This is a genomic window from Streptomyces sp. NPDC028711, from assembly GCF_055565415.1.
Window position 1 is genome coordinate 305,478 of the sequence record NZ_JBVHUJ010000001.1, and the last position, 19,079, is coordinate 324,556.

Here is a 19,079-nt window from a genome sequence, read left to right on the forward strand (position 1 = left end):
CCGGGGGGACGCCCACCCGACGCGGCCGTGCCCACGGCGAAGGGCCGGGCCCCTCGCCGTACTCCCGCGCGGGCGCGTGGGCCCACGGCAAAGGGCCGGGCCCCGGTTTCCCGGGGCCCGGCCCTTCAGCCTGCCGACGGCTACGCGCTCATCGCGCGACCACCCGCCGTCAGTTGTCGTCCTCGTCGATCAGGAACCCGCGCATCGGCGCCGGCGCCTGCTGCATCGGCTGCGGTGCCTGCGGACGGACCGGAGCCATCGGCTGGGTCATCGCCGGAGACATCTGCTGCTGACCGCCGTAGGAGGGGGCGCCGCCCATGGACGGCGCACCGCCCATCGTGCCGTTGCCGTAGGACGGCGCGCTCGCACCGGCCGAGGCCATCGACGGGGCCGGCGGCAGCGAGGCCGTCGCCGGGGTCCGCGGCGGGGCCAGCGAGTCGTCGGCCTGGGTCTCCAGCTGACGCAGCTGCGACTCCAGGTACGACTTCAGGCGCGTGCGGTACTCCCGCTCGAAGCCGCGCAGGTCCTCGACCTTGCGCTCCAGCGTGGCGCGGGCGGACTCCAGGGAGCCCATGGCGACGCGGTGCTTCTCCTGGGCGTCCCGCTCAAGAGCGTCCGCCTTGGCGCGGGCGTCCCGCTCCAGGCCCTCGGCACGCGAACGCGCCTCGCCGACGATCTTGTTGGCCTCGGAGCGGGCCTCGGCGATCGCCTGGTCGGCGGTCTGCTGGGCCAGCGAGAGGACACGCGCGGCGCTGTCGCCACCGGGACCCTGAGCGGGCTGCTGCTGCATCTGCGGCGGCATCTGCTGCTGCTGCATCTGCTGCATCTGCTGCTGCTGCGGGTGACCCATCGGGCCGCCCTGCATCGGGCCGGGACCCATCGGGCCGCCCTGCATCGGGCCGCCCTGCATGGGACCGCCCTGCATGGGACCCGCGGGAAGCTGGGGGGCACCGGACGGCAGCTGCGGCGGGCCCATCTGCGGCGGCTGCTGCTGGACCGGCGGTCCGGATATGGCGGCGGGCACGGGCGCGCCGGGACCGACGGGACGATCCTGCTGCTCCGGGGGCTTGCGCATCCCCTGCTGCTGCTGTTGCTGCTGCTGGTTCTGCGCGGCGGCACGCGTCGCGGCGGCCAGCTTGGCGCGCAGGTCCTCGTTCTCGCGGAGCAGGCGGGTCAGCTCGGCCTCGACCTCGTCGAGGAAGGCATCGACCTCGTCCTCGTCATAGCCTTCTCGGAGGCGGACGGTCGTGAACTGCTTGTTCCGCACGTCCTCGGGGGTCAGCGGCATCTCTTCTTCACCTCTACGTAGTCGTCGGCAGTCGGCAAGACCGTATCGTCCACATTCACCTCGCGAAGCTGCTCACGATGGAGATCAGGATGTAGACGATGATCATCAGAACGAAGAAGGACAGGTCGAGTGCCACGCCCCCGAGACGCAGCGGCGGGATGAGTCGCCGCAGAAGCTTGAGCGGTGGATCGGTGACAGTGTAGGTGGCCTCAAGGACGACCACCATCGCCTTACCGGGTTGCCATGAACGGGCGAACTGGAAGACGTAGTCCATGACAAGTCGGACGATCAGGAGGACGAGGAAGCACATCAGCACGATGTAGACCACCTGTAGTGCGACGCCCATCCCGCGTTTCCCTCTCCCCTGACTTACGTGCTCTTACTCGTCCGGCCGCTTCGCGACCGGCCCGTCCGGTTCTTGTGTTCTCAGCTCTGGTTGAAGAATCCGCCCTCTGCGATCCGGGCCTTGTCCTCCGCCGTGACATCGACGTTAGCAGGCGACAACAGGAACACCTTCTGCGTCACGCGCTCAATGCTGCCATGGAGCCCGAAGACGAGTCCGGCGGCAAAGTCGACAAGTCGCTTCGCATCCGTGTCGTCCATCTCCGTGAGATTCATGATCACCGGGGTGCCCTCACGGAAGTGTTCCCCGATGGTACGGGCCTCGTTGTAGGTCCGGGGGTGCAGCGTGGTGATGCGGTAGGGCTCCCGCTCGGACACGACCTTGGGCATGATCACCGGTGCGTTCTTCTCCATGCTCGGACGTTCGGGTGTGATGGATGCCACGGGGGCAATTCGGGCCGGACGTCCGCTTTCGGCGAGTACCGGGACAGAATGGGCGAGCGGTTCCCGGGGAGCCGGGGGCTGCACCACTCGTACCGGTTCCTCACGCTCCACCTGACGCGGGGGGGAGTGGCGCCGTTCGCGCTCGGGCTCCGGCTCCAGCTCGGGTTCGAAGTCGTCGTCGGGGTCGAAGCCCCGGCCGTCGTACCCATCGTCCTCCACGAGGCCGAGGTAGACCGCCATCTTGCGCATCGCGCCGGCCATTCTCTGAGTCCTCCGCTCTGTGGTGGATCGCCCTACTGGCCAATTCGCAGCGTCACCAAGTGCCCGCGATCCACGGGTCGTCCCGCCGTTCTGCGGAATGACCATATTTTCTGCTGTGGTCCGACTTGCTTCGCGACGTTACCCGAGCTTCGGGCGGACGCCGAGTACCGCCGTACCGACGCGTACGTGTGTCGCCCCGGCAGCGACGGCCTCCTCGAGGTCCGCACTCATCCCTGCTGACACCATGTTCGCAGCCGGACGGGTCGCGCGCAGGGCAGTCGACAAATCCATCAGCCGGTCGAAGGCGGCGCGTTGCCGGCCCGCGTACGGACCGGCGAGCGGGGCGACGGTCATGAGTCCGTCGAGCCGCAGCCCGGGGGCGACGTCGACCGCGGCCGCCAACTCCTCGATCCCGTCCGGCGCGACACCACCGCGGTCGCCCCGCTCGCCGGACTCGGCGTCGAGCGCGACCTGGAGGAGACAGCCGAGTTCGCGGCCCTCCTTCTCCGCTGCGGCCGAGAGGGAGGAAACGAGCTTCAAGCGGTCGACAGACTGCACCACATCGGCATAACCCACCACGGATCTGACCTTGTTGGTCTGCAACTGGCCCACGAAGTGCCAGGTCAGATCAAGGTCGGCACAGGCGGCGGCCTTGGGGGCGGCGTCCTGGTCCCGGTTCTCGGCGACGTGCCGTACGCCGAGTCCGTGGAGGATTCTCACATCGCTCGCGGGGTAGGTCTTGGTGACCACGATGAGCGTCACCTCTTCCCGCGGACGTCCGGCCGCGGCGCAGGCGGCGGCGATGCGCGCCTCCACCCGGGCCAGGTTCTCGGCGAGTTCCGACGTGCGGTCCGTCATGTCTCTTCTCAGTCCAACCAGACATATCCCGCGAGTCGCCCCGTGGTGCGATCGCGGCGGTACGAGTAGTGGTCACCGGATTCCCGGGTGCAGACCGTACTGGCCTGCCGGTCCCCGACGCCGAGCCGTTCGAGCTGGGCGTGCACTCCGGCGGTGACGTCGACGGCCGGGGTGCCCCAGCTCGTCTCGGCCCAGGCGGCGGGTTCGGTCGCGGCGACCTCGGCCCGCATGGCCTCCGGGACCTCGTAGCAGCGCCCGCAGACGGCGGGGCCGGTGCGGGCGACGATACGGGCCGGGTCGGCGCCGAGTTCGATCATGGACGCGACCGCGGCGGGAACGACTCCCGCCACCATTCCGGGGCGTCCGGCGTGGGCGGCGGCGGCGACCCGGGCGACGGGATCCGCCAGCAGGACCGGGACGCAGTCCGCGGTGAGGACCGCGAGGCCGAGTCCCGCCCGGGAGGTGACGAGCGCGTCCACCGACGGGATCCCGTCGGTGCCCCACGGCCCTTCGACCTCGGCGACGTCCGCGCCGTGGACCTGGTTCATCCAGACGACACGGGCCGGATCGAGCCCGAGGGCGCCGGCGGCGAGCGCCCGGTTGGTGCGTACGGCCTCGGGGTCGTCCCCCACCGCGCCGCCCAGGTTGAGCTCCTCGTACGGAACGGCGCTCACCCCGCCCCACCTGTCGGTGAAGGCGAAGTGCGCGCCGTTCGCGTCGAATCGCTGTCCTATCACTTCAGGAAGTCCGGGACGTCCAGCTCTTCGGCCTGGCTGTCGTACGGACGGGCCGGCGGGACGACCGGCGGGGCGGGCGACAGCGGGGTCTCGTTGACGGCCGGGGCCGGCTCGACCGGAGCCGGGGCCGGGTCCTCGCGGGGTGCGACCGTGCCGAGTCCGCCCAGCGGGCGGGAGGTCTCGACGTGGCGGGGGGCCGGGGCCGGCTCCTCGCGCTTGGCCGAGACCGAGCCGATGATGTTCTCCCGGCGGGCCGGCGGCTGGCCGCCGTCGAAGCCGGCCGCGATGACGGTGACCCGGACCTCGTCACCGAGGGCGTCGTCGATGACGGCGCCGAAGATGATGTTGGCCTCGGGGTGGGCCGCCTCGCTGACCAGCTGCGCGGCCTCGTTGATCTCGAAGAGACCGAGGTCGCTGCCGCCGGAGATGGAGAGCAGCACGCCGCGGGCGCCGTCGATGGAGGCCTCGAGGAGCGGCGAGGAGATCGCCATCTCCGCGGCCGCCACCGCGCGGTCGTCGCCGCGGGCGGAACCGATGCCCATCAGGGCGGAACCGGCCTCGGACATGACCGACTTGACGTCGGCGAAGTCGAGGTTGATCAGACCCGGGGTGGTGATCAGGTCGGTGATGCCCTGGACACCGCTCAGCAGCACCTGGTCGGCCGACTTGAAGGCGTCGAGCACGGAGACCTGGCGGTCCGAGATCGACAGGAGCCGGTCGTTGGGGATGACGATGAGGGTGTCGACCTCTTCGCGGAGTTCGGCGATGCCGTCCTCCGCCTGGTTGGCGCGACGGCGTCCTTCGAAGGTGAACGGCCGGGTGACCACACCGATCGTCAGGGCGCCGAGCGAGCGTGCGATGTTGGCGACGACGGGTGCGCCGCCGGTGCCGGTGCCGCCGCCTTCGCCGGCGGTGACGAAGACCATGTCGGCCCCCTTGAGGACCTCCTCGATCTCCTCACGGTGGTCCTCTGCCGCCTTGCGACCGACGGCCGGGTTCGCCCCGGCCCCGAGGCCGCGGGTGAGTTCACGGCCGACGTCGAGCTTGACGTCGGCGTCGCTCATCAACAGCGCTTGCGCGTCGGTGTTGATCGCGATGAACTCGACGCCCTTGAGACCGACCTCGATCATTCGGTTGATGGCATTGACACCACCGCCGCCGACACCGATGACCTTGATGACTGCGAGGTAGTTCTGCGGTGCTGCCACGTCGAAGGCCTCTCGCCTCGAGTTACGTGTCGTCGCTGCGCGGTTGGTCGCGCCGCTCCGACGGATGCCGATTGGGACGGTCCGAAACGCCGACCCAAACCCTAACGTTGAAGTTTAGGGTTACCAGTGTCTCTGTTCGCTGGACTCTTCCGAACGAGACACTAAGTCGACAAGCGGCGCACGTTCAACGAACACGCCGAACCTCCCGTTTTTCTTTTCACCCTATGTGATCACCCGTAGCGCTGGCCAACCAGGGTGCTGGCCAGGGGTGATACCCGTCAACTTCCGGACGAGGCGGGCGCCGTGGGGGCACTTACATCGAAGTGCCCCGCTTTGGGAGTGGCCTTCAGGAGCGCGGTGAGCACCCGCGCCTTGACCGGGCCGTGCTCGCCGCTGCCCCAGAAGACGGTGCGCCCCCTGGTCAGCTCCAGAGTGACGGAGTCGTACGAGGTGACGCGCACGACACGAGTGTCCCGGGCGATTTCCGCCGGGAGTTCACCCCGGACGCGGACCGCCTCCCGGAGCAGCCGGTCCGCGCCGAAGCGGCGCAGGCTCGGGGAGGAAGCGCTGTCGAGGGCGAGCCGCGGGACGCCGCGGGGGGCGGTGTCGACGGTGGCGAACCGCACAGCGGTCGCGTCCACTTCGATGAACTTTCCGCCCTTTTCGATGAGAAGAACGGGCTTCCGTTCCGTCACTTTCAGCCCGATTCCGTGCGGCCAGGACCGTACGACGGTCACCGTGTCGATGCGCGGCAGTTTCTGCCGGAGCCGGGCCTCGATGGCGTCGGTGTCGACGGTGACGAGCGGGGCTCCCATCGGAACGGCGGCGACGGCCTCGATCTCACGCGCCGTCAGGACTCCGGCGCCGGAAGTCTTCACACGTTCCACACGGAACCAGGTCGAGCCGTAGAGCGCCCAGACGCCACCGGCCACGAGGACGAGGACGCCGAAGGCGATCAGGAGCGCCCGGGTGCCCGGCACCCGGAACCTGCGGTTCCGGGTGCCCTTGCGGGACGGACCGTCCGACGACCCCTTCGACGTGCTCGCGCCGCTCTTCTCGGCGGTCGTCGGTCCGGCTGCCACCTGGCGTCTCCTGCCCTCAGCCGCCGCGCTACGCCTGTCGGCGGGCGGCGATCGCCTCGTACACCATGCCGACGAGCAGGTCGTCGGCGTCCCGGCGGCCGAACTCGGCGGCGGCGCGGGACATCTCGTACAACCGGTGCGGATCGGCCAGTACGGGCAGGACGTTGCCCTGCACCCACTGCGGCGTCAGCTCCGCGTCGTCGACGAGCAGTCCACCGCCGGCCTTGACCACCGGCTGGGCGTTGAGCCGCTGTTCTCCGTTGCCGATGGGCAGCGGGACGTACGCGGCGGGCAGCCCGACGGCGGACAGCTCGGCGACGGTCATCGCGCCCGCGCGGCAGAGCATCATGTCGGCGGCGGCGTACGCGAGATCCATCCGGTCCACGTACGGTACCGGCACGTAGGGCGGCATTCCGGGCATGTTGTCGACGCGCGGCATTTCGTTCTTGGGGCCGACCGCGTGCAGGATCTGGATGCCCGAGCGCTGGAGCACCGGGGCGATCTGCTGGACGACCTCGTTGAGCCGCCGGGCGCCCTGCGAGCCGCCGGAGACCAGGAGCGTCGGCAGGTTCGGGTCGAGCCCGAAGGCGGCGCGCGCCTCGGGGCGCACCCGGGCCCGGTCGAGGGTCGCGATGGTGTGCCGCAGCGGGATGCCGATGTAGCGGGCGTTGCGGAGCTTGCTGTCGGGGGTGGCGACGGCGACCCCGGCCGCGTACCGCGAACCGATCTTGTTGGCGAGGCCGGGCCGGGCGTTGGCCTCGTGGACCACGATCGGCACCCCGAGCCGCTTGGCGGCGAGGTAGCCGGGCAGCGCCACATAGCCGCCGAAGCCCACCACGCAGTCCGCCTTGGTGCGTTCGAGGATCTGCTCGGCGGCCTTGATCGTGCCGCGCAGCCGCCCGGGGACGGTGATCAGCTCGGGGGTGGGCTTGCGGGGCAGCGGTACGGCGGGGATGAGGGCCAGCTCGTAGCCCCGCTCGGGCACGAGCCGGGTCTCCAGACCCTTCTCCGTGCCGAGCGCCGTGATCCCCACGCTGGGGTCCTGCCTGCGCAGGGCGTCCGCGAGGGCCAGCGCCGGCTCGATGTGGCCGGCGGTCCCCCCGCCGGCGAGTACGACATGCACCGAAATTCACCGCTCTCCGGACGGGCGCTTCTTGACGCGCCGTCGCATCGACTTCCATCTCACCCCGGCCCGCTTGCCCCAACCGGGGCGGCGCATGGCCAGGGCCGCTTTCGCGGCGGGTTCCTGTCGCGCGAAGGCGATGAGGAGCCCGACGGCGAACATGGTCGGCAGCAGGGCCGACCCACCGTAGGAGAACAACGGGAGCGGGACCCCGGCGATCGGCAGCAGACCGAGCACCGCACCGATGTTGATCACGGCCTGAGCCGTGATCCAGGTGGTCACACCTCCCGCGGCGAACCTCACGAAGGGGTCCTCCGTGCCTCCGGCCACGCGGATACCCGCATAGCCTAGAGCCGCGAACAGGGCGAGTACCGACAGCGTCCCCGCGAGACCCAGTTCCTCACCGGTGACCGCGAAGATGAAGTCGGTGTGCGCTTCGGGGAGTTGGCCCCACTTCTCGACGCTCGCACCGAGTCCGGAACCGAACCATCCGCCCGAGGCCAGAGCATAGATTCCGTGCGCGGCCTGGAGGCAGGGGGCGCCCTCGCCGCCGGGGTCGGTCGCACCGATGCAGTCGAAGCGCTTCATCCGGTTCGCGCTCGTCTTGATCAGCAGGACCCCGATCGCGCCGGCCACCGAGAGCACCCCGACGAAGAGCCGGGTGGGCGCTCCGGCGGTCCACAGGAGGCCGAACAGGATCGCCGTGAGAATGATCGCGGTGCCCAGGTCGCCGCCGAGCATGATGAGCCCGAGGAGCATGAAGGCTCCGGGGACCAGCGGCACCAGCATGTGCTTCCACTGGGTGAGCAGCTTCATGTCCTGTTTGCGGGCGAGCAGGTCGGCCCCCCACAGGATCAGCGCCAGCTTGCCGAACTCGCTGGGCTGGAGCATGAACGGGCCGCCCAGCGAGATCCAGTTCTGGTTGCCGCCGATGCTGTGCCCTATCCCCGGGATCTGCACGAGGGCCATCAGGAAGACCGCGCCGACCAGGATCGGATAGGCGAGGGCCCGGTGCAGCTTCACGGGCATGCGCGAGGCGACCAGGAGGAGTCCGGTGCCGAGCAGGGCGGCGAGGAACTGCTTCCGGAAGAAGTACGAGGGCACCAGGTCGTAGCGGAGTGCCGTGATCATCGAGGCGGAGTAGACCATCACGAGGCCGAGCGCGGTGATGAGCATCCCCGCGCCGATGATCACGTAGTAGGCCGTCAGCGGCCGGTCCCAGGCCTTCAGCGCCCGCTGGTGCAGGCCTCGTAGGCCTCCTCCGCCACGGGGCCGCGGGGTCGCGGGGGCCCGCCCTCCGCCGCGTACGGCGGACGGCCGGCGTGTCCCTGCGATCTTGCTCGGCATGGTCGCTGCCCCCTCCGGTCGTGCCCGGTCCCGCCGGACCCACTGGGCGGGTCAGGCGTCCCCGGTGGCGGCGAGGGCGCGGACCGCGTCCGCGAAGGCCTCGCCGCGCTTGTTGTAGTTGGTGAACATGTCCATCGAGGCGCAGGCCGGGGCGAGGAGCACCGTGTCCCCCGGGCGGGCGAGCCGGGCCGCCTCGCGGACCGCTTCGGACATCGCCCCAGTGTCGGTCCGGTCGAGGTCCACCACCGGTACCTCCGGGGCGTGTCGCGCCAGGGCTTCGCGGATCAGGGCACGGTCGGCGCCGATCAGGACGGCCCCGCGCAGGCGCTTCGCCGACTTCTGGACGAGCTCGTCGAAGGTCGCGCCCTTGGCGAGTCCGCCGGCGATCCAGACGATCGGGTCGTAGGCGGCCAACGAGGCTTCCGCGGCGTGGGTGTTGGTGGCCTTGGAGTCGTCGACGTACGTGACTCCCTGGACCTCCTCGACCAGCTCGATGCGGTGCGGGTCGGGCCGGAAGGCCCTCAGTCCGTCCCGTACGGCCTTCGCGTCGACGCCGAAGGCGCGGGCGAGGGCGGCGGCGGCGAGCGCGTTGGCGATGTTGTGCGGGGCCGGCGGCTGGACGTCGGCGACCTCGGCGAGCTCCTGGGCGTTCTTCTGCCGGTTCTCCACGAAGGCCCGGTCGACGAGGATGCCCTCGACGACACCCAGTTCGGAGGGGCCGGGGGTGCCGAGGGTGAAGCCGATGGCCCGGCAGCCCTCCTCGACGTCGGCCTCGCGGACCAGGTCCTCGGTCGCCTTGTCGGCGACGTTGTAGACGCAGGCGACCTGGTTGCCCTCGTAGATCCGGCCCTTGTCGGCGGCGTACGCCTCCATGGAGCCGTGCCAGTCGAGGTGGTCGGGGGCCAGGTTGAGGACGGCGGCCGAGTGGGCGCGGACGGACGGCGCCCAGTGGAGCTGGTAGCTGGACAGCTCGACGGCGAGCACGTCGTACGTCTCGTCGCCGAGGACGGCGTCCAGGAGCGAGACGCCGATGTTGCCGACGGCGGCGGTCCGCAGACCTGCCGCCTCCAGGATCGAGGCGAGCATCCGCACGGTCGTGGTCTTGCCGTTGGTGCCGGTGACCGCGAGCCAGGGGGCCGCTCCCGGGCCCCTGAGGCGCCAGGCGAGTTCGACGTCGCCCCAGATCTCCACGCCCGCCTCGGAGGCGGCTGTGAAGAGCGGCTTGTCGGGGCGCCAGCCGGGGGTGGTGACGATCAGCTCGGTGCCGGACGGCAGGGTCGCCCCGTCGCCGAGGCGGACCGTGATCCCCTCCGCCTCCAGGGCGGCGGCCTGGGCCCGGGAGCGCTCGTCGTCGCCGTCGTTGACGACGGTGACGCGCGCGCCGAGCCCGTGCAGGACGCGGGCGGCCGGGATGCCGGACACCCCGAGCCCCGCGACGGTGACGTGCTTGCCGTTCCAGTCGAGCTGTTCTGTCACTTCGCCGATGCCCATCCCGCGTAGAAGAGGCCCAGGCCCACGATCACGCACATGCCCTGGATGATCCAGAACCGGACGACGACAAGGACCTCGGACCACCCCTTGAGTTCGAAGTGGTGCTGGAGGGGTGCCATCCGGAAGACGCGCTTGCCGGTCATCTTGAAGGAGCCGACCTGGATGACCACGGACATCGTGATCAGCACGAACAGGCCACCGAGCAGCGCGAGGAGAAGCTCCGTACGGGAGCAGATGGCGAGACCGGCGAGGGCGCCGCCGAGGGCGAGCGAGCCGGTGTCACCCATGAAGATCTTGGCGGGTGAGGTGTTCCACCACAGGAAGCCGAAGCAGGAGCCCATCAGCGCGGAGGCGACGACCGCGAGGTCGAGCGGGTCGCGGACCTCGAAGCAGGCGTTGGGGTTGGTCAGGGTCATGGCGTTCGCACAGGACTCCTGGAACTGCCAGAGCCCGATGAAGGTGTACGCGCCGAAGACCATCACCGAGGCGCCGGTGGCCAGGCCGTCCAGACCGTCCGTCAGGTTCACGCCGTTGGACATGGCCAGGATCATGAAGAGCGCCCAGACCACGAAGAGCACCGGGCCGATGGTCCAGCCGAAGTCCGTGATGAAGGAGAGCTTCTCGGAGGCCGGGGCGAGACCGCGCGCGTCGCGGAACTGGAGCGCGAGCACCGCGAAGGCGATGCCCACGATCAGCTGGCCGGCCATCTTCGCCTTGGCCCGCAGGCCGAGCGACCGCTGCTTGACGATCTTGATGTAGTCGTCGAGGAAGCCGACCAGGCCCATGCCGGCCATCAGGAAGAGGACGAGCACCCCGGAGTACGAGAGGGGTTCGCCGGTGATGACCTTGGCCAGGGCGTACGCGATGAGCGTGGCCAGGATGAAGGAGATGCCGCCCATGGTGGGCGTGCCCTTCTTCCCGGCGTGGCCGCGCGGGCCGTCGTCGCGGATGAACTGCCCGTATCCCTTGCGGGCGAGCAGCTTGATCAGCAGCGGCGTGCCGATCAGGGTCAGGAAGAGCCCGATGGCCCCCGCGAAGAGGATCTGCCTCATCGGCCGGTGACCTCGCCCTCGGTGTCGAGGAGAGCCAGGGCGACCTGTTCGAGGCCGACCGACCTGGAAGCCTTCACAAGGACGACGTCCCCCGGGCGCAGCTCACTGCGCAACAGGTCGACAGCCGCCTGCGCGTCGGACACGTGCACCGACTCCTCACCCCACGAACCCTCGTTATATGCGCCCAGTTGCAGCCAGGACGCTTCCCTGTCCCCGACCGCGACGAGCTTGCTGACGTTGAGCCGGACGGCGAGCCGTCCGACCGCGTCGTGCTCGACGAGCGATGCGTCACCGAGCTCGGCCATCTTGCCGAGCACCGCCCACGTACGAGCCCCTCGGGCCTGTGCGGCCCTGCCCATGGCCGCGAGCGCGCGCAGGGCGGCTCGCATGGACTCGGGGTTCGCGTTGTAGGCGTCGTTGACGATCGTCACGCCGTCCGGACGCTCGGTGACCTCCATGCGCCAGCGCGACAGGGTGCCGGCCTCGGAGAGCGCGGTGGCGATCTCTTCGACAGGCATGCCCAGCTCGTGCGCGACGGCGGCCGCTGCGAGCGCGTTCGACACGTGGTGCTCACCGTACAGGCGCAAGGTCACGTCGCTGCACCCGGTGGGTGTGTGAAGCCGGAAAGAAGGCTGTCCTGACGCGGTGAGGTGGACGTTCTCGGCCCGTACGGCCGCTTCGTCCGCTTCGCCGAACAGGGTCACGCGGGCCTTGGTGCGGCTCGCCATCGCGCGGACGAGCGGGTCGTCGGCGTTGAGGACCGCCACCCCGCCCTCCTCGGCCGGCGGCAGCGCCTCGACGAGCTCGCCCTTGGCCACGGCGATCTGCTCCCGGCCGCCGAACTCGCCGATGTGGGCGGTGCCCACGTTGAGGACGAGGCCGATGCGCGGCGGGGTGAGGCCGGTGAGGTAGCGGATGTGCCCGATGCCGCGGGCGCCCATCTCCAGGACCAGGTGCCGGGTCTCGTCGCTCGCGCGGAGCGCGGTCAGCGGCAGGCCGATCTCGTTGTTGAGCGAGCCGGGCGTCCACACGGTGGGTGCGTGCCGGTCGAGGACCTGGGCGATCAGGTCCTTGGTCGAGGTCTTGCCCGCCGAGCCGGTGAGGGCGACGACATCGGTGCCGAGCCGTTCGACGACCGCGCGGGCGAGGGCCCCGAGCGCGGTCTGGACGTCGTCGACGACGAGGGCGGGGACGCCGACGGGGCGGGCGGCGAGCACCGCCACCGCGCCCGCGGCGACGGCGCGTTCCGCGTAGTCGTGGCCGTCGACGTGCTCACCGGCGAAGGCCGCGAAGAGGCTGCCGGCCCGCACCTCGCGGGAGTCGATGACGACGGGCCCGGTGATCCGGGCGGCCGGATCCGGTATGTCGTGCGCCTGCCCGCCGACGATTTCGGCGATCTCGGCGAGGGAGAGGGCGATCACTGCTTCATCCCTGACTGTTCTGGTGGCTGGCTTCGGCTCGGCCGCCCGGAGGGGCGGCCGGGGCGTTTCGTTCGAGGATCGCCGCGCGCAGGACCTCGCGGTCGTCGAAGGGGCGGACGACTCCGGCGATCTCCTGGCCCTGCTCGTGGCCCTTGCCGGCGACCAGGACGGTGTCCCCCGGCCGGGCGCGGGCGACGGCGGCCGCGATGGCCGCCGCCCGGTCGGGTTCGACCAGGACGGCGCCCCGCTCGGCCTCCGGTACGCCGGCGGCGCCCGCGAGCATGGCGGTGAGGATCACGAGCGGGTCCTCGGAGCGGGGGTTGTCGGAGGTCAGGACGGCGGTGTCGGCGAGCCGGGCCGTGGCGGCGCCCATCGGGCCGCGTTTGGTGGTGTCCCGGTCGCCGCCGCAGCCGATGACCACGTGCAGCCGACCCTCGGTGACCTCGCGCAGGGAGCGCAGGACGGATTCGACGGCGTCCGTCTTGTGCGCGTAGTCGACGACGGCGAGGTACGGCTGACCGGCGTCGACCCGCTCCAGACGGCCCGGTACGCCGGGGACGGCGGCGACGCCCTCGGCGGCGCTCTTGGGGTCGATGCCCGCGGCGGCGAGGGTGGCGATGGCGGCGAGGGTGTTGGCGACGTTGAACGGGCCGGGCAGCGGGGCGGTGGCGGGGATCCGCTCGCCCCCGGGGCCGACGGCGGTGAACGTCGAGTCGTGGGAGCCGAGGACGAGGTCCTCGGCGCGCCAGTCGGCGTCGGCGCGGCCCTCGGCGGAGAAGGTGACGACCGGGACGGTCGCCTCCGTCACGAGCCTGCGGCCGTACGCGTCGTCGAGGTTGACCACGCCCAGGCGGCTGCGCTCGGGCGTGAAGAGCCCGGCCTTCGCCCGGTAGTAGTCGTCCATGTCGGAGTGGAACTCCATGTGCTCCGGGCTCAGGTTGTTGAAGACGGCGACGTCGAAGACGCAGCCGTCGACCCGGCCGAGCACGAGGGCGTGGCTGGAGACCTCCATGGCGACCGCGTCGACGCCGCGCTCGCGCATGACGGCGAAGAGCGCCTGGAGGTCGGTGGCCTCGGGGGTGGTCCGCTCCGACTTGATGCGCTCGTCGCCGATCCGCATCTCCACGGTGCCGACGAGCCCGGTGCTGTGTCCGGAGCCGCGCAGTCCGCCCTCGACGAGGTAGGCGGTGGTGGTCTTGCCGGAGGTGCCGGTGATGCCGATCTGGAGGAGGCCGTCCCCGGGCCGCCCGTAGATCTCGGCGGCGAGTTCGCCCATCCGGCCGCGCGGGTTCTCCACGACCAGGACCGGCAGTCCGGTCGCGGCGGCGCGCTCGGCGCCCGCCGGGTCGGTGAGGATCGCGGCGGCGCCGAGTCCGGCGGCCTGGGCGACGAAGTCGGCGCCGTGGGCGCGGGCGCCGGGCAGGGCCGCGTACACGTCGCCGGGACGCACGGCCCGCGAGTCATGGGTGATGCCCGAGATCTCGGCGGCCTGCGGGGCGTCGACCCCGAGCCGCGCGGCCAGGTCGCCCAGGGGTGTCGGGCGGCCCTGCTCCGGGCGGGGCGGGGAGGTTCGGTACTGATCAGCGTGTGGCACGGCGGTGAGCGTACCGGGCGCACCCTGCGAGGGGCCAAAACGGCCCGGGGCCTCGCCGGAGTTCGATTTCCGGTTCCCGGAATCGGGGGTGATCGTTGTCACTGGTGCTCCCGGAGTGTCACGGGGTGGGGGCGAAGACCGGCAGTCGGGCCGGGTCGCTGCCCGTGGGGGCGATGTGGAGGGTCTTCAGGGCGAACTCCATGACCTTCTTGTAGATGGGTCCGCAGATCTGGCCGCCGAAGTAGCTGCCCTTGGTGGGGTTCTGGATGGCGCAGTAGACGGTGACCCGCGGCTCGTCGGCGGGGGCGAAACCGGCGAAGGAGGCGGTGTAGCCCTTGTAGCGGCCGAGTTCGGGGTCGACGCGGTTGGCGGTGCCGGTCTTGCCGGCGACGCGGTAGCCGGGGATCGCGGCCCTGGTGCCGGTGCCCTCCCCCCTGTCGTCGACGACGGACTCCAGCATCTGCGCGAGGGTCTTGGCGGTCTTCTCGCTGACGACCCGCGACTCCTCGGGCGCGGGGGCGGGGGCGAAGCGCCCGTCGGGGCCCTTGGTGCCGCGGACGAGGGTCGGCTCGACCCGTACGCCGCCGTTGGCGATGGTCGAGTACACCGAGGCGGCCTGCATGGCGTTGATGGAGAGGCCCTGGCCGAAGGGGATCGTGTACTGCTGCGAGGTGGACCAGTCCTGGGGCTTGGCGAGGATGCCGGCGGTCTCGCCGGGGTAGCCGAGGCCGGTGGGGCTGCCGATGCCGAACTTGCGCAGATAGGTGTGGAGGACCCGGTTGGACTCGGCCTGGGTGGCGCCGAGCTGGCCGGTGGCGAGGATGGTGCCGATGTTGCTGGACTTGGCGAGGACGCCGTTGAGGGTCAGGTACCAGGTCTCGTGGTCGACGTCGTCCTTGAAGAGCCGGTCGCCGCGGTGGAGCCGGTTGGGGACGGTGACATGGGTGTCGGGGGTCGCCTTGCCCTCCTCCAGGACGGCGGCCATGGACATGACCTTGCTGGTGGAGCCGGGCTCGTAGGCGTCCTGGAGGGCCGCGTTGCCCATGGAGGCGGCGTTGGCGGCGGAGAGGTCGTTGGGGTCGAAGCCGGGGGCGTTGGCCATGGCGAGGACCTCGCCGGTCCTGGTGTCCTGCACGATCACATAGCCCCGGTCGGCCTTGGACTTCGCCACCTGTTCGGTGATGGCCTGCTGGGCGGCCCACTGGATGTCCCGGTCGATGGTCAGCTCGATGTCGGAGCCGGGAACGGCGGGGTTGCCCTGGGAGCCCGCGGTCGGCACCTGACGGCCGCCCGACTGGGTGAAGCGGATCTTGCCGTCCTTTCCGGCGAGTTCCGGGTCGAGCATGGACTCCAGGCCGCCGGCGCCGCGACCCTCGGCGTTGACGTATCCCAGTATCCCGGCAGCGAGTTCGCCGTTCGGGTAGACGCGCTTGGTGCTGGGCTCGCTGAGGATGCCGCCGAGAAGGTTGACGCCGTTGCCGCCGGCGGCCTGGGCCTTCTGCCCGTAGACCTTCCTGAGGTCCTTGATCTGGTTCCAGACCTGCGGGGTCTGCTTGCGGGCGAGCAGGGTGTAGCGCGACTTGGGGGTGCGGAGCTTCTTGGCGAGCTCTGCGGGCTCCTTGCCGAGGAGCGGCGCGAGGAGGGCGGCGGCCTGCTCCGGCGCGTCGCGGACCTTCGACTCCTCGGGGGTGAAGAGCTTGGGGTCGGCCGTGATGTCGTACGCGTCGACGCTGGCCGCGAGCGCGATGCCGTTGCGGTCGGTGATCTCGCCCCGCTCGGCGGAGAGCGTGTACTCCTGGAAGCGGTACTTGTCGGCCTTCGCGGCGTACGCGCTGGCGTCGACGGCCTGGACCTGGAGCAGCCGCACCACGAAGACCAGCATGACGAGGGTCAGGCCGAGGGAGACCAGACGCAGCCGGGGCCGCGGGCTGCCGAGCCGGATGGTGCGGGGCCGCCGGGCCGGGGGCCGCGGCGCGGTCCGCTTCGCGGCCGGGCGCGGGGCGGGGCGGGACGGGCGGGCTCCGGCGGCGGGCCGGGGACGCGCGGGCCGCGCGGGGCCGGGGACGCGGCGGCGCGGGGGCTCCTTGGGGGGCACTGCTCGGTCACCTGCCGGAGGGTTGTGTCGGTGCGGCTGCGGGCTCTGTCCATGCCTGGCCGGTGTCGGAGAGGCCGGGACCGGTGGGGGCTGTGCTCGTGGGGTCGGCGTCGGTGTTCGTGGCCTGAGCTGTGCTCGCGTTCGTGGCCCGAGCTGTGCTCGTGCTCGCGGGGAGAGCGCCGGCGGTGCTCGCGGCGGCGGCGTCGGCGGGGTACGCGGCGGCGGGGTTCGCCGTGGCGCCGGAGGTACGGGCGTCCGTCGACGTGCCGGTCTGCGTGGTGGCCGTACCCCCGGGGGTGCCGGTGTTCGTCGGGGGCGTCGGGGAGGCCGTGGTGGCGGGCGGCGTCGGCTCCGCGCTGGGCGTCGGGCTCGGCTTCGGCTTCGGCGCCACCGCGACCGAGGGCTCGCCGAGCACCCTGCCGTCAGGCCCGAGGAAGGCGGGGCTGCCGCCCGGGACCATGCCGAGCTCGCGGGCCCGCCGTTCGAGCGCGTCCGGGGCCGCGTAGTCGTCGACGTCCCGCTGGAGCGCCTGCTCCTCGTCGGTGAGCTCGGTGGTCCTGTCCTTGAGCTCGTTGAGCTGGAACGAACCCTGGTTGAGGGCCGAGTTCAGCAGGAGCAGGCTGATGAGGCCGCCGCCGAGCAGGACCACGACAAGCAGGACGAAGGGGGTACGGGCGGCCGAGCTCGGCCCCGACGGCATGAGCCGTCCGAGCCGCGCGGCCCGCCCTTTGAGCGGCCCCTTCGCCGTACTCACTGGACGTCTTCCCGGATCCGTTCGGCGCCCCTGAGCCGGGCCGGGGCGGCGCGCCGGTTCTCGGCGACCTCCTCCTCGGTGGGCAGCTCGGCGCCCCGGGTGAGCAGCTTCAGACGGGGCTGGTACTTCTCCGGGACGACCGGCAGTCCTGGCGGGGCGGTGGTCGCCGCGCCGGCCGCGAAGACCTGCTTGACCAGCCGGTCCTCCAGCGAGTGGTACGAGAGGACAGCGATCCTGCCGCCGACGCCGAGGACCTTCACGGCCGCCGGGATCGCCCGCTCGAGGACGGTCAGCTCGCCGTTGACCTCGATGCGCAGGGCCTGGAAGGTGCGCTTCGCCGGGTTGCCGCCGGTCCGCTTGGCGGCCTGCGGCAGGGAGTCGCGGATGAGCTCGACGAGCCGGGCGCTGTTGCTGAACGGCTCCTTCTCGCGCTCGCGCACGATCGCGGAGACGATCCGCTTGGCCTGCTTCTCCTCGCCGTACGCCCGGAGGATGCGGACGAGCTCGCCGGGCGGGTAGGTGTTGAGGACCTCGGCCGCGCTGATGCCGGTCGTCTGGTCCATGCGCATGTCGAGCGGGGCGTCCTGGGCGTAGGCGAAGCCGCGGTCGGCCTCGTCCAGCTGCATGGAGGAGACGCCCAGGTCGAAGAGGATGCCGTCGACCGTGGGGAGGCCGAGCCGGTCGAGGACCTCGGGCAGCTCGTCGTACACGGCATGGACGAGGATGGCGCGCTCCCCGTACGGGGCGAGCCGTTCGCCGGAGAGACGCAGGGCCTCCTTGTCCCGGTCGAGGGCGACGAGCCGCGCCTCGGGGAACCGCTTCAGGAGTGCCTCGCTGTGGCCGCCGAGGCCCAGGGTGCAGTCGACGACGACCGCGCCGGGGCGCTCAAGGGCGGGGGCCAACATGTCCAGGCACCGCTGGAGCATGACCGGGACGTGTCGGTCGTTGCTCAATGCGCCCTCTCAGATCCGGCGCGGAGGTACGGGCGAGCGGGAGGAGGCCGAGCCGTAGGTACCGCCGCACACACGGGGGAGAAACCGCGGAAAATCGCTCGTTGTCTCCGTGAACTTCGCGTCACTTTAGTCCACGGGACCCGCCGGTCAATCAACCGGCTGGCGCGTCGCACGGCGCCGGGGCGCGGGCCGGACATTCCGGACGGCGCATCCCTTCGGGGCCTCGCCGCCGGGTCCTGTGGGTTAGCTCACAACAAGACTCTATGGCGTTCTTTGTCCCCTCTCACAGCGGGCCTGAGCGGCCTGTGACCATTAACGTCGGATTCATGTCGACCTCCGCGCACCCCTCCGCCGACGTCATGCACGCCAGCAGCACGGTCACCGACCGTCTCGTCGAGGCGAACGCACGCTACGCCGCCGATTTCACCGACCCGGGAATGGACGCGCGTCCCGTGCTGCGCGTCGCCGTCGTCGCCTGCATGGACGCCCGTCTCGACCTCCACGCGGCCCTCGGCCTCGAACTCGGCGACTGCCACACCATCCGCAACGCGGGCGGTGTCGTCACCGACGACGTGATCCGGTCGCTCACCATCAGCCAGCGCGCCCTCGGCACCCGCAGCGTGATGCTGGTGCACCACACGGGGTGCGGTCTGGAGTCGCTGACCGAGGACTTCCGGCACGAGCTGGAGGACGAGGTCGGCCAGCGGCCGGCCTGGGCGGTCGAGGCCTTCCGCGACGTGGACCAGGACGTCCGGCAGTCGATGCAGCGGGTGCGGACCTCCCCCTTCCTGCTGCACACCGACGACGTCCGCGGCTTCGTGTTCGACGTGACGACGGGTCTGCTGCGCGAGATCGACCCGTCGGACGGGCCGGCGGCCGGTCCCGCCGACCAGGCGTAAACACCCAAACCCCGGCATTTCCCTCGCACTTGTCCACCGGCGAGTGACACGACCCGGCCACGCGAACAAGAATGCTCGGGTGACACCCCCCGAAGAATTCACCGGGGGCAGGTGTCCCTGTTCCGGAAGG

17 protein-coding genes are annotated in these 19,079 nt (G+C 71.3%); 1 reads left to right on the forward strand and 16 read right to left on the reverse strand.

Going from position 1 to position 19,079, the window contains the following annotated elements; genetic code table 11:
• Positions 1-169: 169 nt before the first annotated feature.
• From ACZ4VK_RS01385 to rsmH, 16 genes are all read right to left on the reverse strand, one after another.
• Positions 170-1,288 carry a DivIVA domain-containing protein gene (locus tag ACZ4VK_RS01385; RefSeq protein ID WP_468347262.1) on the reverse strand — a complete coding sequence of 373 codons (1,119 nt, stop codon included), beginning with the start codon at positions 1,286-1,288 and terminating at the stop codon, positions 170-172.
• 55 nt (positions 1,289-1,343) lie between these two features.
• The gene (locus tag ACZ4VK_RS01390; RefSeq protein ID WP_017238790.1) at positions 1,344-1,634 is read right to left on the reverse strand and encodes a YggT family protein; all 291 of its coding nucleotides are present in this window, start codon (positions 1,632-1,634) and stop codon (positions 1,344-1,346) included.
• A gap of 80 nt (positions 1,635-1,714) precedes the next feature.
• Entirely contained in the window at positions 1,715-2,335 is a 621-nt protein-coding gene (locus ACZ4VK_RS01395) for a cell division protein SepF (protein ID WP_468347263.1), read from the reverse strand.
• Positions 2,336-2,473: 138 nt separating this feature from the next.
• Positions 2,474-3,193, reverse strand: a complete 720-nt coding sequence (locus ACZ4VK_RS01400) for a YggS family pyridoxal phosphate-dependent enzyme (RefSeq protein ID WP_468347265.1) — start codon at positions 3,191-3,193, stop codon at positions 2,474-2,476.
• Positions 3,194-3,201: 8 nt separating this feature from the next.
• Positions 3,202-3,930: a peptidoglycan editing factor PgeF gene (pgeF, locus tag ACZ4VK_RS01405; RefSeq protein WP_468347267.1), complete on the reverse strand. Its 729-nt coding sequence runs from the start codon at positions 3,928-3,930 to the stop codon at positions 3,202-3,204.
• Entirely contained in the window at positions 3,927-5,138 is a 1,212-nt protein-coding gene (gene ftsZ / locus ACZ4VK_RS01410; RefSeq protein ID WP_468347269.1) for a cell division protein FtsZ, read from the reverse strand. Before ftsZ ends, pgeF begins: the two co-directional genes overlap by 4 nt.
• Positions 5,139-5,416: 278 nt before the next feature.
• Positions 5,417-6,220, reverse strand: a complete 804-nt coding sequence (locus tag ACZ4VK_RS01415; protein WP_468347271.1) for a cell division protein FtsQ/DivIB — start codon at positions 6,218-6,220, stop codon at positions 5,417-5,419.
• A 28-nt stretch (positions 6,221-6,248) separates the two neighbouring features.
• The gene (gene murG / locus ACZ4VK_RS01420) at positions 6,249-7,343 is read right to left on the reverse strand and encodes an undecaprenyldiphospho-muramoylpentapeptide beta-N-acetylglucosaminyltransferase (protein ID WP_024757246.1); all 1,095 of its coding nucleotides are present in this window, start codon (positions 7,341-7,343) and stop codon (positions 6,249-6,251) included.
• A 6-nt stretch (positions 7,344-7,349) separates the two neighbouring features.
• Entirely contained in the window at positions 7,350-8,690 is a 1,341-nt protein-coding gene (gene ftsW, locus ACZ4VK_RS01425; protein ID WP_468347273.1) for a putative lipid II flippase FtsW, read from the reverse strand.
• A 51-nt stretch (positions 8,691-8,741) separates the two neighbouring features.
• Positions 8,742-10,181, reverse strand: a complete 1,440-nt coding sequence (murD, locus tag ACZ4VK_RS01430; protein WP_468347275.1) for a UDP-N-acetylmuramoyl-L-alanine--D-glutamate ligase — start codon at positions 10,179-10,181, stop codon at positions 8,742-8,744.
• Entirely contained in the window at positions 10,163-11,233 is a 1,071-nt protein-coding gene (mraY, locus tag ACZ4VK_RS01435) for a phospho-N-acetylmuramoyl-pentapeptide-transferase (RefSeq protein WP_468347277.1), read from the reverse strand. The genes murD and mraY overlap by 19 nt, the downstream gene beginning before the upstream one ends.
• Entirely contained in the window at positions 11,230-12,654 is a 1,425-nt protein-coding gene (locus tag ACZ4VK_RS01440; RefSeq protein WP_468347279.1) for a UDP-N-acetylmuramoyl-tripeptide--D-alanyl-D-alanine ligase, read from the reverse strand. Before ACZ4VK_RS01440 ends, mraY begins: the two co-directional genes overlap by 4 nt.
• 4 nt (positions 12,655-12,658) lie before the next feature.
• Entirely contained in the window at positions 12,659-14,350 is a 1,692-nt protein-coding gene (locus ACZ4VK_RS01445; RefSeq protein ID WP_468347280.1) for a UDP-N-acetylmuramoyl-L-alanyl-D-glutamate--2,6-diaminopimelate ligase, read from the reverse strand.
• Between the two features lie 16 nt (positions 14,351-14,366).
• The gene (locus ACZ4VK_RS01450; protein ID WP_468347282.1) at positions 14,367-16,343 is read right to left on the reverse strand and encodes a peptidoglycan D,D-transpeptidase FtsI family protein; all 1,977 of its coding nucleotides are present in this window, start codon (positions 16,341-16,343) and stop codon (positions 14,367-14,369) included.
• A gap of 7 nt (positions 16,344-16,350) precedes the next feature.
• Complete coding sequence (ftsL, locus tag ACZ4VK_RS01455; RefSeq protein ID WP_468347284.1) at positions 16,351-17,097, reverse strand: cell division protein FtsL; 747 nt, start codon at positions 17,095-17,097, stop codon at positions 16,351-16,353.
• Entirely contained in the window at positions 17,094-18,050 is a 957-nt protein-coding gene (gene rsmH / locus ACZ4VK_RS01460; protein WP_468347286.1) for a 16S rRNA (cytosine(1402)-N(4))-methyltransferase RsmH, read from the reverse strand. Before rsmH ends, ftsL begins: the two co-directional genes overlap by 4 nt.
• Positions 18,051-18,376: 326 nt before the next feature.
• Here rsmH and ACZ4VK_RS01465 point away from each other — a divergent pair, with 326 nt between their 5' ends.
• Positions 18,377-18,949 (forward strand): beta-class carbonic anhydrase, encoded by a 573-nt coding sequence (locus tag ACZ4VK_RS01465; RefSeq protein ID WP_468347288.1) that lies wholly within the window; start codon positions 18,377-18,379, stop codon positions 18,947-18,949.
• Positions 18,950-19,079 lie beyond the last annotated feature (130 nt).

Bases quoted from the DNA above. Each gene is read 5' to 3' on its own strand.
- ACZ4VK_RS01385 (WP_468347262.1), bottom strand. From the start codon at position 1,288: ATGCCGCTGACCCCCGAGGACGTGCGGAACAAGCAGTTCACGACCGTC.
- ACZ4VK_RS01390 (WP_017238790.1), bottom strand. From the start codon at position 1,634: ATGGGCGTCGCACTACAGGTGGTCTACATCGTGCTGATGTGCTTCCTC.
- ACZ4VK_RS01395 (WP_468347263.1), bottom strand. From the start codon at position 2,335: ATGGCCGGCGCGATGCGCAAGATGGCGGTCTACCTCGGCCTCGTGGAG.
- ACZ4VK_RS01400 (WP_468347265.1), bottom strand. From the start codon at position 3,193: ATGACGGACCGCACGTCGGAACTCGCCGAGAACCTGGCCCGGGTGGAG.
- ftsW (WP_468347273.1), bottom strand. From the start codon at position 8,690: ATGCCGAGCAAGATCGCAGGGACACGCCGGCCGTCCGCCGTACGCGGC.
- murD (WP_468347275.1), bottom strand. From the start codon at position 10,181: ATGGGCATCGGCGAAGTGACAGAACAGCTCGACTGGAACGGCAAGCAC.
- mraY (WP_468347277.1), bottom strand. From the start codon at position 11,233: ATGAGGCAGATCCTCTTCGCGGGGGCCATCGGGCTCTTCCTGACCCTG.
- ACZ4VK_RS01465 (WP_468347288.1), top strand. From the start codon at position 18,377: ATGTCGACCTCCGCGCACCCCTCCGCCGACGTCATGCACGCCAGCAGC.